Source organism: Caballeronia sp. LZ065 (assembly GCF_031450975.1).
Lineage (GTDB): Bacteria > Pseudomonadota > Gammaproteobacteria > Burkholderiales > Burkholderiaceae > Caballeronia.
In genome coordinates, this window is record NZ_JARUXV010000004.1 from 519,722 (window position 1) to 535,974 (window position 16,253).

The following is a 16,253-nucleotide window of genomic DNA, read 5'->3' on the forward strand; positions in this document are numbered from 1 at the left end:
AATCGTCGGCAGATCCGCCGGCTGCGTTTTCGGTTTGCGAGGCATAAATTCTCCTTGTGAGCATGTTATGCCTCAAACACGAAATTGCTGACAGGCCCGCCTCGCCCGGCAATCCATCCAGGCCTCTTGCATTCAGCATTTCGAATGCATTTGACCAAATGGCATTTCTCATGCTGCATACAAAGTGCCACAGAGCGAGCAGCACCAAAACAGAACAAGACAGACCGCGGCGGACCGACTCAACGATGCGCACAACCCGGACGACCGAACGAAAACGCCGCGTCATTCTCCGCCCACCATCCTCCTGCAATGCCGCGCGATCTGCCGTTCCTCCTGAGTTGCGACCACACGATGCGCCGCCCCGAGAAACCCAAGCCCTTCGAGCACCTGAGAACGCACCGTGTCGCTGTGCTCGCCGATCCCCCCACTGAACACGATCAGATCGACCCCACCCAGCAACGCCGCATATGCGCCGATAGTCTTGCGCACCGCCGTGCAGAACACATCGACGGCCAGCGACGCTTCCGCATCGCCCTGTGCGCGGCGCGCAAGCAGCCCTTGCATGTCGTCGTCCGATTCCGATAACGCCTTCATTCCGGCGCGCCGGTTGACCAGCGTTTCGATACCGTCGGCGTCGAGCGAAGCATGGCGCAACAGATGAATCAGCACGCCGGGATCGAGATCGCCGCTCCGTGTCGCCATCGGAATCCCGCCTGCCGGCGTCATGCCCATCGACGTATCGACGGAGCGCCCGTCCTTCAGCGCACACAGACTGGCGCCGCTGCCGAGATGAGCGATCACCGTGCGCGCCGGCAGGTCCGCGCCAAGCACGCCGACGATGGACTCGTAAGACAGCCCATGAAACCCATAACGCACGACACCGCGTTCCGCATACGCGCGTGGCAGCGCGAAGCGCGTCGCCCGCTCGGGCAGCGTGCGGTGAAACGCGGTATCGAAGCAGGCGAAATGGGGCGCGTCGGCGAAGATGCGCTGTGCCTCGTCGATCAGCGCCAGCGCGGGCGGCAGGTGCAGCGGCGCGAACGGTACCGCTTCCCGCAAAGTGTGCTTCACGTCATCGGTGATACGACAATGCTCGCGCAGCCGCGGGCCCCCATGCACGACACGATGACCGACCCCCGCGAGCGGCGCATCGAGATGCCCGGCGAGCGCGTCGGCGACGCGCTTCAGCGCATCGTGCTGCGTCTCCATCACATGATCCTGCGCGACATCGATACGGCCGTCCGACGACTTCATCGACCATGATCCGTTGTCGCGCCCGATGCCTTTCGCGCTGCCCGACAGCCATGCGTGCTCGTCGCCGTCGCGTGGGGTGAACACGCCGAACTTGAGCGACGACGAGCCGCTGTTGAGCACCAGAATGCCTTCGTTCATGGCATCAGCCCTTCCAGGTCCAGTCGCGAATTTCGTCGCGGTCGATGCCTTCCTCATGCGCGTACCGCACACTCTCGATGATCTCGTTCCTGAGCCACTCCTTCGTATGCGCGCTGCTTTCGGCGATGCGCGGCACGCGGTCGATCACGTCGATGGCCAGCGTGAAGCGGTCCACGCCGTTGATGATCGCCAGCTCAAAAGGCGTATTGATGTTGCCGCGTTCGCGATAGCCATGCACGTGCATGTTCTCGTGATTGGTGCGGTTATAGGTGAGCTTGTGCACCAGCGTCGGATACGAATGGAAGTTGAAGATGACCGGCTTGTCGCGCGTGAAGAGGGAGTCGAAATCGCGGTCGGAGAGACCATGCGGATGATCGGTGTCCGGCATGAGCCTGAACAGGTCGACCACGTTGACAAAGCGAATCTTCAGATCCGCGCAGTTCGCCTTGAGAATCTCCACCGCGGCAAGCGCCTCCATGGTCGCGATGTCGCCCGCGCACGCGACCACCACGTCGGGCTCCTTGCCCTGATCGGTCGAAGCCCAGTCCCAGATGCCGATGCCTTTCGCGCAATGCACGATCGCATCCTGCATGTTCAGGTATTGCAGGTGCGGCTGTTTGTCCGCGACGATCACGTTCACATAATCATGCGTACGCAGGCAATGATCCGCGACGCTCAGAAGACAGTTGGCATCGGGCGGCAGATAAATGCGGACCACGCCCGGGCTCTTGTTGGTGACGACATCGAGGAAACCCGGGTCCTGATGCGTGAAGCCGTTGTGATCCTGACGCCACACGAGCGACGTGATGAGCAGGTTGATCGACGGTACGGGCTTGCGCCAGTCGAGTTCGTTCTTGGCTTTCTCCAGCCACTTCGCATGCTGATTGAACATCGAATCGATGACATGCACGAACGCTTCATAGGTCGCGAACAGTCCGTGCCGGCCCGTCAGCACATAACCTTCGAACCAGCCTTCCAGCGTGTGTTCGGACAGCATCTCCATCACACGGCCGTCGATGGACAGCGCGCCACCGTCGGCATCTTCCGGGAGCGTTTCGGCGAGCCAGCGCTTGCCCGACACTTCATACACGCCGTCGAGCTTGTTGCTTGCCGTTTCATCCGGACCAAACAGACGGAAGCTCGTCATGTTGCGGCGAATCACGTCGCGCAGGAAGGTGGCGAGCACCATCGTCGGCGATTGATATGTGTTAGCCGTGCGCTTGAATTCGAACGCGTACTCGCGAATATCAGGCAGGTCCAGCGACTGGCGCTGCAAGCCGCCGTTCGCGTGCGGATTCGCGCTGATGCGCCGCATGCCTTCGGGCGCCAGCGCGCGCAGGGATTCGATCAGCCGGCCGTCTTCATCGAACAGTTCCTCGGGCTTGTAGCTGCGCAGCCATTCTTCGAGCAAAGCCAGATTGCGATGGTTGCTCGCTGGATCCGCGATGGGCACCTGATGCGAGCGCCAGAAGTCCTCGACCTTGTGCCCGTTGACTTCCTTCGGCCCGGTCCAGCCTTTCGGGGTGCGCAGCACGATCATCGGCCAGCGCGGCCGCGTCACATTGCCGGGGTTCGCGCGCGCGTTGGCCTGGATGGCGCGGATATCGGCGATGCAGCGTTCCAGCGTCGCCGCCATGCGTTGATGCATCTTCTCCGGCTCGTGCCCTTCGACAAAATGCGGCTCGTAACCATAGCCTTTGAACAGCGCGGCGAGTTCCTCGTGCGGAATCCGCGCGAGGATGGTTGGATTGGCAATCTTGTAACCGTTGAGATGCAGGATCGGCAGCACGGCGCCGTCGGTAGCCGGGTTGAGGAACTTGTTCGAATGCCAGGACGTGGCGAGGGGGCCGGTCTCCGCCTCACCGTCACCGACTACGGTGGCGACGATCAGATCCGGATTGTCGAACGCCGCGCCGAACGAATGCGACAGGCTGTAGCCCAGCTCGCCGCCTTCATGAATCGATCCCGGCGTCTCCGGCGTGCAATGCGAGCCGATGCCGCCCGGCGACGAAAATGCGCGGAACAATTTCAGCATGCCGCGTTCGTCGGCGCTGCGATCGGGATAGATTTCCGAGTAATGGCCTTCGAGGTAGGAATTGGACAGCGTCGCGGGCGCGCCATGGCCCGGGCCCGACACGAACAGGATGTTGAGATCGTCGCGTTTGATCAGGCGATTCAGATGCACCCACACGAACGATTGTCCCGGATCGGAGCCCCAGTGCCCGAGCAGACGTCGCTTGATGTGCTCCGGTTGCAGGCGTTCACGCAGCAGCGGATTGGCGCGCAGATAGATCATGCCGACCGAAAGATAATTGCAGGCCCGCCAGTACGCATCGATTTTTGCGAGGAGATCGGGGGCGAGGGGCGTCTCAAGGGCAGTCGGGGTGACGTCGTCGTTCAATGGCTTCTCCTTGCAGGTGGGATGAATGGTCGAACGTCGTGCGTGCGGCGTGACGCAAGATTGGGTCCCGCGCGTGTCTCCATCTTCAGGCGCATTCGTGGCGCTGGTTTGACGATCAGGTATCGCCAGACATCATAGAGCGGTCGGCGCGATCGGGCAGCGGAGGCGACAATCCACCGCGGGGCTTGTCTTTCGTCGGCGCGCACGCATATTCAGCGCTCCCGCGCCGTTTCGAAAGCGCCCCTAGAATAGCTGGATGCCCCGACAATCCCCTTCCGCGGACGACCCGCTGCAACGTTTTCATCCGGCCGTCGCCGGCTGGTTCCGCGCACGCTTCGCCTCGCCGACGCCCGCCCAGGCGCGCGCCTGGCCGCTCGTGCAGGCGCGCCGTTCGACCCTCGTTGCCGCGCCCACCGGCTCGGGCAAGACGCTCACCGCGTTCCTGGCTGCGCTCGATGAACTCGTCCGCGACGGCATCGCCGCCGGTGGCGTGTTGCCGGACGAGACGCGGGTTGTCTATGTGTCGCCGCTGAAGGCGCTGTCCAATGACATTCGCGTGAATCTGGAAGAGCCGCTCGCGGGCATTGCGCAGACCTTGCGCGAATCCGGCACGGCGGCGCCGGAGATTCGCGCCGCCGTGCGCACCGGCGACACCACGCAACAGGAACGCAATGCGGTCAGGAAGCGCCCGCCGCATATCCTCGTCACCACGCCGGAATCGCTTTACGTCCTGCTTTCGTCGGACTCGGGCCGCGCGATGTTGTCCACCACGCGCACCGTGATCGTCGATGAAATCCACGCCGTGGCGGGCAGCAAGCGCGGCTCGCACCTGAGCCTGTCGCTTGCGCGGCTCGACGCGCTGTGCGAGGAAGCAGGCCATCAGCGGCCCGTGCGTGTCGGTCTATCGGCCACACAGAAGCCCATCGAGCGCGTGGCGCGGTTTCTCGTCGGTGGAAATGAGGCGTGCGAGATCGTCGATGTCGGGCATGTTCGCGCGCGCGACCTGGCGCTCGATCTCCCGCCGATGCCGCTTGAAGCCGTCATGTCCAACGACATGTGGGAGCGCGTCTACGACCGCCTCGCGGATCTCTCGGCACAGCATCGCACGACGCTCGTCTTCGTCAACACGCGACGCATGGCGGAGCGCGCCGCGCGTCATCTCACCGACCGTCTTGGCAAGGACGCCGTCGCGGCGCATCACGGCAGTCTCGCGCGCGAGCAGCGGCTGGCCGCCGAGCAACGCCTGAAACGCGGCGAATTGCGCGTGCTGATAGCAACGGCGTCGCTGGAACTGGGCATCGATATCGGCGATGTCGATCTCGTTTGCCAGCTCGGCTCACCGGGTTCGATCGGCGCGTTCCTGCAGCGCGTCGGGCGCTCGGGGCATCATGTGGGCGGCCTGCCGAAAGGGCGGCTGTTCCCGACTTCGCGCGACGATCTGATCGAATGCGCCGCCTTGCTCGATTGCGTGCGGCGCGGCGAACTCGATGCGCTGAAGATCCCGCGCGCGCCCCTCGACGTGCTCGCGCAGCAGATCACCGCCGAAGTCTCGTGCCGCGAATGGAGCGAGGACGCGTTATATGAGCGCATCACGCGGGCGTTTCCGTATGCGGACCTGGCGCGCAGCCGTTACGACGCCGTGCTGCGCACGCTCGCGGAAGGCTATACGGGACGCCAGGGCGTGCGCGCGGCCTATGTGCATCGCGACGCGGTAAGCCGGACGCTGCGCGGACGGCGCGGCGGCAAGCTGACCGCCGTGACCTCGGGCGGCGCGATCCCCGATAACGCCGATTTCGCGGTGCTGCTGGAGCCGCAAGGCTTGCAGATCGGCACCGTGAATGAAGACTTTGCCGTCGAAAGTCTCGCGGGCGATGTGTTCCAGCTCGGCAACACGTCGTACCGGATCGTGCGTGTGGAGGGCGGGCGGGTGCGCGTGGAGAACGCCAACGGGCAGCCGCCCAATATTCCGTTCTGGCTTGGCGAAGCGCCCGGGCGCAGCGATGAACTGTCCCACGCGATCGCCCGGATGCGCGGGGGCATCGATACGCGGCTGGCGCAGGACGACGGCATCGAAGCGGTCATCGCGTGGCTGGCGGAGGAGAGCGGTATCGGCGGCGATGCGGCGCGGCAGATCGTCGAGTATCTGGCGCGCTCGCGCGCTGCGCTCACTGTGTTGCCGACGCAGGAGACGCTCGTCATGGAGCGCTTCTTCGACGAATCCGGCGGCACGCAGCTCGTGATTCATGCGCCGTTCGGCAGCCGCGTGAATCGCGCGTGGGGCCTCGCGCTGCGCAAGCGTTTCTGCCGCACCTTCAATTTCGAGTTGCAGGCTGCGGCGACCGAGGACGCCATCGTGCTCTCGTTGACGGGCAGCCACAGCTTCACGCTCGACGAAGTGTGGCGCTATCTGAAGTCCAGCACCGCCGAGCACGTGTTGATCCAGGCGCTGCTCGATGCGCCGCTGTTCGGCGTGCGTTGGCGCTGGAACGCGACCAACGCGCTCGCGCTGCCGCGCTATGCGGGCGGCCGTAAAGTGGCGCCGCAATTGCAGCGCATGAAGAGCGAGGACCTGCTCGCGGCGGTGTTCCCGGATCAGGTGGCGTGCGTGGAAAACCTGGCGGGCGAACGCGAGGTGCCCGCGCATCCGCTGGTCGAGCAGACGCTCGACGACTGCCTTCACGACGCCATGGACAGCGATGCGTGGCTCGCATTGCTTGGGCGCATCGAGAGCGGCGCCGTGCGGCTGGTGACGCGCGAATTGCCGGCGCCTTCGCCATTGGCGGCCGAGATTCTGTCGGCCAAGCCCTATGCGTTCCTCGACGACGCACCGCTCGAAGAGCGCCGCACGCAGGCGGTGCTGGCGCGCCGCTGGACCGATCCGCACTCGGTGGACGATCTGGGTGCGCTCGATCCCGAAGCCATCGAGAGCGTCCGCGCGGAAGCCTGGCCCGATGTCACCAGCGTCGACGAAATGCACGAGGCGCTGACGACGCTTGCCTGCATCGCCGAGCGCGAAGCGCAGCGCCACCCGCAATGGCCCGCGTGGCTCGAAACGCTGGCGCGCGGCGGCCGGGCGACGCGGCTGCAAGTGGCCGAACACGACGCGCTGTGGACGCCGGTCGAGCGGCTGGCGTGCCTGCGCGCGGTCTATGAGCACGCGCCGATGCAGCCGCCATTGCAGCCGCCCCCCGGTTTCGACGAGGCCTGGACCACGGACGATGCGCTCGTCGAGATCGTGCGGGCGCGCCTGTCCGGTTGCGGGCCGCTGACGGTGCCGGACATTGCGCGGCCGCTGGCATTGCCGGCCTCGGCTATTGCGCTGGCGCTGACCCGGCTCGAGGCGCAGGGCTATGTGATGCGCGGGCGCTTCACGCCAGGCGCGCAGACCGAGGAATGGTGCGAGCGGCATCTGCTCGCGCGGATCCATCGCTATACGGTGCGGCGGTTGCGGCGCGAGATCGAGCCGGTCGAGCGGCAGGACTTCATGCGTTTCCTGTTCGAATGGCAGCGCGTCGGAGCGGATGCGCGCGGCGCCGGTCGTGAGGCGCTCGGCGCCGTGCTGGAACAACTGGAAGGTTTCGAGGCGCCGGCGGTCGCGTGGGAAGACGAGATCTTGCCGGCGCGCATCGGCGATTATTCGGGACTCTGGCTCGACGAACTCTGCCGCGCCGGCAAGCTTGTCTGGACGCGGCCCGCGGGACGCGCGCGCGCGACGGGCGGCCCGGTGCGCGGCACGCCCATCGTGCTGTTGCCGCGTCGTCATCTCGACGCATGGAACGCGCTCTTGTCCGCCGACGACGCGCCGCAGATGTCGTCGCGCGCCCAGCGGGTGTTCGAAGCGTTGAGCACGCACGGCGCCATGTTCTTTGATGAACTCCTCGCCGACGCGCGTCTTCTTCGCACCGAGCTCGAAGATGCGCTCGGCGAACTCGTATCGCTTGGGCTTGTCAATGCCGACAGCTTCGCCGGTCTGCGCGCGCTGCTCGCGCCCGCGGCGAAGCGCAACGCCTTCGCACGGCGTCCTCGGCGCGGCGGGCTGTTCATCGGCGGAATGGACGATGCCGGACGCTGGGCGCTCCTGCGTCGCGCCCGCGATGAAGGCGAGCGCGACGACGCCGCGCTCGAACACGTCGCGCTGACCTTGCTGCGGCGCTATGGCGTCGTGTTCTGGCGCTTGCTCGAACGCGAAGCCGGATGGCTGCCGCCCTGGCGCGATCTGCTGCGCGTCTTTCATCGGCTGGAAGCGCGTGGCGAGATTCGCGGCGGTCGCTTCGTCGCCGGTCTGGCGGGCGAGCAGTTCGCGCTGCCGGAGGCCGTGCCCTTGCTGCGCGACATGCGCCGCCGCGCGCGGGAGGGGGCGTTCGTTGCGCTGTCGGCGGTGGATCCGCTCAATCTGGTCGGTACGCTGTTGCCGGGCGACAAGGTGCCGGCGCTTGCGGGCAATCGGGTGCTGTATCTCGATGGCGTGCCGGCGGGCGCGGTGATCGCCGGCAAGACCCGCTATCTCGGCGAGTTCGACGCCGCGACGCGCGAGCAGGTGCGTCTCGCGCTGGTGAAGCGCACGGCGCGTTCACTCGCGCTGTCGGCGAGCGCGCCGGGCGGCGGTCTGACGGGCGGGACGCTTCCGGCGCGCCAGGGATGATGCGTCGTCCGCGCCCGGTGCGGCGTCAGTCTGCCTTCTTGCCGACGATTTTCGTCGTGAACGGGCCGGGCGGCTGCACCGGCACGTCTCTCACCGGCACGCCCGGATAGTCCACGACGCGATTCGGGTTCGCCGCGGTGCGGATGCGGAACGATGGTTTGAGCCCTTCTCGCGCGCCGCCGACGATGGTATGCATCGCCTGCCGGTCGAGTTCGACGCTGTCGGCGAGATCCCTGATTTTGATGACGGCCATGATGCGTTCCTCCAGAGGTTTGTGAGCCAGCGCGCCGGGATTGAGCCGAGTTCACTTCGGGCGTGGCGCCGCTTGGCTCTTTGCATGCGAAACACGAAAAGCCGCGCCAGCGCCTGCGGGGCAGAAGGTCTGAACCTTCCGCCCTGACTGACGGCGCCTGATCGCTCGCGCCGAATGATGCGAAAGGCGTGCCAGCTAGCGCGTGATCCGTGCGCCATCGCGTCCAAGGCCCACGCGGCGGGCGTCGCACGCAATATTGAAAGCACCGGAATCGACCCACGCCAAAGCGCTCGTCGTGCGTGAGCCAACACTTTAGCGAAATGTGTCGGTATCCGAACGACATGTGCGCGATGCCGCGCAGAATCCAAAACGTCATTTGCTTAAGGCGCATGCGAAGTCTAGTATCGAACCAGCATGAAGTATTTGTTACGACAAGTGGACTTGGCCGATCGAACAGGAGCCGCGTCGCGTCGCACAGATGACAAGTTTTGCGCAAGCGATACGTACTTTTCAGAGCGACAGCGGGTCGCGCGACGAGTTCTTTGCCCGGGTTGACGGCGCCCTTGCGACCGAGCAATCCACGCCAAAGGAACTCATGGAGATGCTCGACGAGGAGCACGCGGTCAAGCCTCTGCCCCCGGATGTCTACGCGGCCATCCGGCGCCGTGTCGACCATGCGGCGCGCATGCGTCCCGAGCTGGATTCGGACACCGGCCCGGTCGGCAGCGACGAGACGCGTCTGCAAACCATGACGAGCTTCGCTCCGCCACCCATGCCGCCTTCGCTGCCCGAGCGCGATCCGAGCAGCAGCTCCGGCGAATCGGGCGCGACCAGCGGAACGAGTGGCACCAGCGGCACCGGCGGCACGTTCGGCCAGGCGACCCAGGTCAGGACCGACCACGACCAGCGCGTGAAAGGCGTCGGCGACACGCTCAACAGTCGCTTCGTGCTGGAGGAGTGTCTTGGCATCGGTGGGATGGGCACCGTCTACAAGGCGCTGGATTTGCGCAAGCTCGAAGCATCGGACCGTCGCCCGTATGTCGCGATCAAGGTGCTCAACCTGCAGTTCCGCGGCAATCCGAAGTCGTTGATCGCCTTGCAGCGCGAGGCCCGCAAGGCGCAGCAACTGGCGCATCGCAACATCGTCACCGTCTATGACTTCGACCGCGACGGCCCGGTCGTCTATCTGACGATGGAATATCTCACCGGGCAGCCGCTCTCGCGTCTGCTGCGCAATCCGAATTTCAAGGGCATGCCGTTCGCCGAGGTGTTTCCCATCTTCAAGGGCATGGCCAATGCGCTCGCGTATGCGCACGAGCGCGGCTTCGTTCATTGCGATTTCAAGCCGGCCAACGTGTTCCTGCTGGATACGTCGGAAGTGAAGGTGATCGACTTCGGCATTTCGCGCGTGATCCAGCGGCCCGAGGAAGAGAGCGAGGCAACCGTCTTCGATCCGGGCAGCCTCGGCGCACTGACGCCCGCGTACGCGAGTCCGGAAATGCTGGAGCATCTCGAGCCCGACCCGCGCGACGATATCTATGCGCTCGGCTGCATCACGTATGAGCTGCTGACAGGAAAACATCCGTTCGACCGCGTGCCCGCGCAACAGGCCAAAGCCGCGGGCATGAAGCCGCAGCGCCCGGAGCATCTCGGCAACAAGCAATGGAAAGCGCTGAAGGCGGCGCTGTCGTTCGAACGCGAAGCGCGCACGCTAAGCGTCGCGCAGATGATGGAGGACATCAGCGACCCGCAGCCGTCCACGGCGGCGACGCGCAAAGGCAGGCAGGGCAGTGCGCCAAAACTGGCGATCGGCGCGGCGGCAGCCGTGGCCGCGCTGTTGATTGCCGGTGGCGGGTATTACTACTATGAGCATGAGCAAGTCGTGACGGAAGCGGCTCACGAAGCACCGCCGCCGCCCGTCGCGCACACTGAACCCGCGGCGCCGCCGTCAGGCGGTTCGCAAGGTTCGCAAGGTTCGCAAGTGGCGATCACGCCCGTCCTTCCCGCACCGCCCGCGCCGGTGCTCACGATGGCGGCGGTCACGCCCGTGCTTGCCAGCGTGCCGTGCTCGGCGCTGGTGGCTTCGGTGCATGACGAGACCGTCGACGTGCAGGGCTTCGTCTCGCAGCATTATGGCCTCGCGCGGCTCAAGGATGCGCTCGGGCGCGTGCCCGGCGTGAAGACCACCAACTTCGGCGTGCAGCAGGTCGCTGATGACAAGTGCGACCTGCTCAAGGTGTTTGCACCGTACTGGTCGGCGAATCGTCAGTCGGGACGGCCGGCCTCGGTGCATACGCGTTCGCAGGCGACGCGGCTCACCGAAGGGCAGCCGCTGATCGTGGATCTGATGACGCCCTGTTTCGATTCGAGCGTCAACGTCGACTACTTCACGCTCGACGGCAGCGTCGTGCATCTGCTGCCGAACCAGCGCTCGCGCGACAATCAGGCGCCGCCGAACTACACGGCGACGATCGGTTCGATGGGCGACTGGATCGTCGGCAAGCCGTTCGGTTCGGAGATGATCGTATTGATGCTCGCGCCCGCGCCGCTCTTCGATGCACCGCGTCCGGACAGCGAAGCGAAGTCCGACTATCTGCGCGCAGTCGAAAAACGCCTGGCGGCGTTGGCGAGCAAGTACGGGCGCGACAAGGTGGCCGTCGACATGTTCCAGATCACGACACAGCCGAAGCAGTAACGGGATGTCGAAGCGGGTTCCGTCCGCATGGACTTGAAGACGAGAAGAACGGAACCGCGCCGGAGCGCCTAGCTTTGAGGCTTCTCCATCGATGACTTCAATTCCTTCAGCGCATCTTCCATCCGCTTGCTGACGAGTGCGTACGCTTCGGCCTGTGTCTGCTGAGTCGTGCGCGCGATGTCCTGCATGTCGGCGAGCGCATTGTGCAACGCGCGCTGGACAACTTCATTGGCATTGAAGGGTGGTTGCGCCGATGTATGGGCGAACTGCTTGGCGATGCCTTCCAGATCGCTCAAGGTGCGGCGCAGGATCTCAAGCTGTTTGTCGCGCAACGCTTCGATGCCGCCGAACGCGACGCGGTTTGTTGCCGCGAGTGCCTCGACGTCCTTGCGACGCGATTCCATGATTGCGGCGACATCGAATCCCGGCAACTGGTATTGCTGGAACATGGCGGCAAACTGGCTGAACGGATCGCTGAAATTTTGATTCATCATGTCTCCCAGATTCGTTCGGTCGAGCGCGGATTCCGCTGTCCGACTGCATGAAGAGCGCGGATGTCCGGGCAGTCTCACCTTGCGTGCGTCCCCAGGCCGAGGCGCCGCCGGCACCTGATACTACCAATTTAAAGGGCGATCTTGGTGCAAGGGAAAACGCCATGTAGGCGGCTAATACGGCAGCGCTCGCCGTGAAGCCCGCTTGATGCAGGTCAACCCGCGCCACGCCGCCGCAACGACCATGAAAGCAGGGCGGCAGACGGTCGCGAGCCGATCACGCTCGCGACCACGCTTCAACCGCGCGAGCAGCGGGAGCGCATCATGATCAATGGCGAAGGACGAATCGTTGCGGCGCTGGGGGCAGTGTTCGTGACGCTGGGCGGAATCCATGCGGCGCTGCGCGGGCTGCTGTTCGACGAGACCGCCGTGACCTGGTACGGCGTGCTCGCCATTCTGGTTGGGGCGGCGTCGTTTGTCGTGATGCTGACGCCTTTGCCGGGCGACGATCCCTGATCCTTCCGTGCAGTGACTCAGCGGCCTTCTCCTCCCGCGAACACGCTGTGCTCGGCCTGGATCTGTTCACGGTCGATGCACTGCACATGCCAGCGTCCGGTGCTGTGCGGATTCGAGCCATCGGCGCCGTCGGCATACCACAGCACGCGTCCGGCGAGGCCTTCGCACGGGCCGCCGGGTGCATCGAAGTCAAGACGTTCCAGCACGCAGATCGGCTCCTCGATGCGCTGGCCGCAGATCATCGTTCCGTTCGTTCCCGCGCGCAGTCCGCCCCAGTCAGGCACCTCGACCGATTGATGTCCCTCGCGCGACCAGCGGTGCGTGTCCTTGTCGAGCCACAGAATGGCATATGCCGCGGATTGAGCGCCTTCGAAACCATCCAGCTTCACGGTGATACGCATGTCATCCTCCATGATACGAATCGATGGACATGACGCTCGGCGCATGAACGCCAGCCATGAGCGTCGTCGAATGAAAGGCGGCGTCTTGAAGCGACTCGCTTCACGCGTTGCGCCGCGCGTATTGGTTTGGGCTTTGCGCGCCGAGGGCCGCAATCGCACTGTCAGTTTCGAACGGCATACGGCCAATAAGTTTAATGGCGTCGCATGAACAAGTTTCATCGGCGCGACGTTCGGAAAGGGTGCCTCTATCGATCGCACTTGCGCATTGCAGCAGAGCGAGGCTTGCAAACGTCAAGCAAGTCCAATGCCGATTTGCTTCGGACGACGTCACAAGAGTAATGCCTCATCAACTTCAGTCTAGCCCGTCAATATGACGGCTTTCGGTAGGCATTTCGCCGCAGCCAAGTCAGGCGCAACACCAGGGAGCAGGCGGCCGTGACGCCAACCGCTGTGCGCGAATCCGCCCGTCAACCGTGCGTGTTGCACCACGGCGGACGTCGAACGCCCCAACAGGTTGCGATCCACGGGGCCATGCTGCTTATGGCAACGTCCGCGGCGTGTGCGGTGCAACAATGAATGCAAGATGCATCATGCAAAGAACCAGGTGTAGGCGGCATGGCGCATCGGATTGCGCACCGTCGCCTTCAGATACGTTCCAGCTTCATGCGATCGACAATATGCAACTGCCTGCCGTTGAGGCCAATCAAGCCTTCACGTTGCAGTCTCGACAGCATCCGGCTCACGGTTTCCAGTTCGAGACCGAGATAGCTGCCGATATCGCCGCGCGTCATCGGCAGCAGCAGATCGGCGGGCGGCGTCGGCGCGTCGAGCCGCTCCGACAGGTCCAGCAGGAATGCCGCCACACGCTCGCGCGCCGGCATCGTGCCCAGCATCAGCACGAGGCGCGAGGCCCGCACGATTTCGGCGCTCATGATGGCAAGCAGTTCGTGCTGCATGGCCGCATATTCGCGGCACAGCGGTTCGAGGATACCCACCGGCATGATGCGCACCACGCTGTTCTCGAGTGCGATGGCGTCGCTTTCGTGTCGTCCCGTGCAGATGCCGTCCAGGCCGAGCGTTTCGTCCCGCAGATGGAAGCCGGTGACCTGGGTATGCGGCGCGCTGTCCAGATCTTTCGCCGGAAAGGTTGCGACGCTTTTGAAGCAGCCGTTCTGCACCGTATAGAGCGAGCGCAGCGGCTCACCCGTCGTGTAAAGCGCGGCGCCTCGCTCGATGGTGCGGGTGGGAAACGGAATGGCGTCGGCGTCGGCGAAGCGCACGTGAAGCGTGGCTGCCGCGTTACGGTGAAGCGAGGGTTCCATGGCGCGATCCTCCTGCTGATTGCAGTATGGTTCACGGATCGCGGAAAGGACAACCCGCCGTTGCCCGCGTACGCTTCAGAGCGGCAGGACGATGCGCACCTCGGCGCCGCCACCCTCCCGCGGGCGCAGTTCGAGCGTGCCCCCATGCAGCCTGGCAATGCGCTCGACGATCGCGAGACCGAGCCCCGTGCCTTTCGGCTGGCCTTCGCCGCCGCCGCGCTTGAACGGTTGCTTGAGCGCCTCGGGATCCTGCCCGGCCAGTCCCTTGCCGCGATCCGCAATCACGACGTACACGCTCCGCGTTCGCGCGTCGGTCCAGGTACGGGCCTCGAGTCCCACCACGCCGTAAAGGACCGCATTCTGCATGACGTTCATCAACATGCGCATCATGCTGATGGGACGGAACGCGAAGGGCTGCACGTCGCCGAGCTCCAGTGTGAACTCGTGACCAAGGCCTGCAAAATCGGCCGCGAGGTTCGCGACCAGCGCATTGAGATCGCCGACGACCGGCGCCTCCTTCGCGCCGCTTCCGGCATAGTCCATGAACTGCTGCAGGATCGTGTCGATGGTCTCGAGGTAGCCCTCCGCCGACGCCGCGAACGACGCGTCCATCGACGGCACGGACGACATGGCCATCGCGAGACGCAGTTTCGTCATCGGCGTGCGGATGTCATGCGAAATGCCGGCGAGCATGAGCGCGCGCGTCGCATCGGCATCGCGCAACGCGGCGGTCATGCGGTTGAAGGCGTCGCTGACTTCCGCGATTTCAGTCGGGCCATCGTTCGGGAGGACGCCCGGATCGCCGCCCGCCGAGACACGGCGCGCCGCATCCGCGAGATGCGCGAGCGGGCGATTCAGGTGCCGCTGGATCACATACGCGGTGCCGGTGGCAAGGGCGCCGAGTCCGAGCGAAAGCAGCAGGGCCGTGGCGATGCCATCGCCATGGGCGGCCTCGGGAACGGGCAACGCAATCCAGCGCGGCTCGTTCGACAGATGCGCGCGGATCCACAGGCGCTGCTGACCGTCATCGCTCGTATCGCCGCTTTGCCAGCGCACCAGCAGGTCGGCGGGAAGATGACGCCGCAGGCTCTCGACAAAGGTCCGCCGCTGATACGTTTCATAGAAACGCAGACGGGAATCGGGTGCGAAGGGCGCAGCGCTCGCGGGCAGTTCGGTGCGCATGTCGAGATGCGACGTGACGGTTTGCACGGCATCTGATGGCGTCGTCTTGAGCAGGGTGTCGAGCGTGACGATGTAACTCGCGAATGCGGAGGCGGCGCGCTCGATGCGCGGCGTCTGGATGAAATGCAGCAGCACGGCAATGGCGCAGACCTGGCTCACCGCGACCAGCGCGACGAGCAACAGCACATTGCGCGCGAAGAGCGAGCGCGGCGCGAGCTTCACGGCGCGTCCGCCTCGACTTCGGCGAGCAGCATGTAGCCGACGCCCCACACGGTCTTGATGAAGCGCGGCTTGCCGGGGTCTTCCTCGACGAGTTGTCGCAGCCGCAACACCTGTACGTCGATGCTGCGATCGAGCGCATCGTGATCGCGGCCTCGCGTGCGCGCGATGAGATTGTCGCGGCTCACCCCACGATTCGGCGACGAACCGAGCGCGTTCAGCAACTGCATCTGCGCGGAGTGGATCTCGAACGGCTCGCCATTCCTGAAGAGCATCTGACGCGCGAGATCGAGGCGAAACTCACCGAAGTGAAGGACTTGCCGGGTGTGCGACGGATCGCCGGCGGCGATCTTCTGGCGGCGCAGCAGGGCGCGCACTCGCGCGACCAGCTCCTGCGGCAGGAACGGCTTGGCGAGATAGTCGTCCGCACCGGTCTCGAGGCCGACGACCTTGTCGACGGGATCGCCCTTCGCCGTGAGCATCAGGATCGGCAGCGTCTGGCCTTCGGCGCGCAGACGCTTGCACACGGAGAGACCGTCTTCCGGCTCCATCATCCAGTCGAGCACGAGCAGGTCATAGGGCTCGCGCTGGAGATAGCGGTCGAGCCGCTTGCCGTTCTCGACGACCCGTACCTCGAATCCCTGCGAGCTCAGAAAGCGCTGCAGCATGTTGCGCAACTCGGCTTCGTCGTCGAGCACGATGATCTTCGGCAGGGCATCCATGGGCGGGCTCCGGGCGG

At 65.0% G+C, this 16,253-nt stretch carries 11 protein-coding genes; 3 read left to right on the top strand and 8 right to left on the bottom strand.

What is annotated here, in order from left to right:
* Positions 1-282: 282 nt before the first annotated feature.
* A complete protein-coding gene (locus tag QCE63_RS28960; RefSeq protein ID WP_309837970.1) occupies positions 283-1,392 on the bottom strand; it encodes an acetate/propionate family kinase in 1,110 nt (369 codons plus the stop codon).
* Positions 1,393-1,396: 4 nt separating this feature from the next.
* Positions 1,397-3,793: a phosphoketolase family protein gene (locus tag QCE63_RS28965; protein WP_309837971.1), complete on the bottom strand. Its 2,397-nt coding sequence runs from the start codon at positions 3,791-3,793 to the stop codon at positions 1,397-1,399.
* A 256-nt stretch (positions 3,794-4,049) separates the two neighbouring features.
* On the opposite strand from QCE63_RS28965, the gene QCE63_RS28970 reads away from it, so the two are divergent.
* The gene (locus QCE63_RS28970) at positions 4,050-8,435 is read left to right on the top strand and encodes a DEAD/DEAH box helicase (protein WP_309837972.1); all 4,386 of its coding nucleotides are present in this window, start codon (positions 4,050-4,052) and stop codon (positions 8,433-8,435) included.
* Between the two features lie 25 nt (positions 8,436-8,460).
* On the opposite strand, the gene QCE63_RS28975 is transcribed toward QCE63_RS28970, so the two are convergent.
* Positions 8,461-8,688, bottom strand: coding sequence for a hypothetical protein (locus QCE63_RS28975; protein ID WP_309837973.1), 228 nt, complete (start codon positions 8,686-8,688; stop codon positions 8,461-8,463).
* Between the two features lie 478 nt (positions 8,689-9,166).
* On the opposite strand from QCE63_RS28975, the gene QCE63_RS28980 reads away from it, so the two are divergent.
* Positions 9,167-11,383, top strand: coding sequence for a protein kinase domain-containing protein (locus tag QCE63_RS28980; RefSeq protein ID WP_309837974.1), 2,217 nt, complete (start codon positions 9,167-9,169; stop codon positions 11,381-11,383).
* 68 nt (positions 11,384-11,451) lie between these two features.
* Here the strand turns inward: QCE63_RS28980 and QCE63_RS28985 are convergent, their stop codons facing one another.
* The gene (locus tag QCE63_RS28985; protein ID WP_309820004.1) at positions 11,452-11,877 is read right to left on the bottom strand and encodes a phasin family protein; all 426 of its coding nucleotides are present in this window, start codon (positions 11,875-11,877) and stop codon (positions 11,452-11,454) included.
* 321 nt (positions 11,878-12,198) lie between these two features.
* Here QCE63_RS28985 and QCE63_RS28990 point away from each other — a divergent pair, with 321 nt between their 5' ends.
* Entirely contained in the window at positions 12,199-12,390 is a 192-nt protein-coding gene (locus tag QCE63_RS28990; protein ID WP_309837975.1) for a DUF2964 family protein, read from the top strand.
* Positions 12,391-12,407: 17 nt separating this feature from the next.
* Here the strand turns inward: QCE63_RS28990 and QCE63_RS28995 are convergent, their stop codons facing one another.
* The 4 genes from QCE63_RS28995 to QCE63_RS29010 form a co-directional block, all read right to left on the bottom strand.
* On the bottom strand, positions 12,408-12,791 hold the full coding sequence (locus QCE63_RS28995; protein ID WP_309837976.1) for a DUF3564 family protein: 384 nt from the start codon (positions 12,789-12,791) through the stop codon (positions 12,408-12,410).
* 644 nt (positions 12,792-13,435) lie between these two features.
* On the bottom strand, positions 13,436-14,113 hold the full coding sequence (locus QCE63_RS29000) for a helix-turn-helix domain-containing protein (protein WP_309837977.1): 678 nt from the start codon (positions 14,111-14,113) through the stop codon (positions 13,436-13,438).
* A gap of 75 nt (positions 14,114-14,188) precedes the next feature.
* Positions 14,189-15,517, bottom strand: a complete 1,329-nt coding sequence (locus tag QCE63_RS29005; protein WP_309837978.1) for an ATP-binding protein — start codon at positions 15,515-15,517, stop codon at positions 14,189-14,191.
* The gene (locus tag QCE63_RS29010; protein WP_309837979.1) at positions 15,514-16,236 is read right to left on the bottom strand and encodes a response regulator; all 723 of its coding nucleotides are present in this window, start codon (positions 16,234-16,236) and stop codon (positions 15,514-15,516) included. Before QCE63_RS29010 ends, QCE63_RS29005 begins: the two co-directional genes overlap by 4 nt.
* Positions 16,237-16,253: the final 17 nt, after the last annotated feature.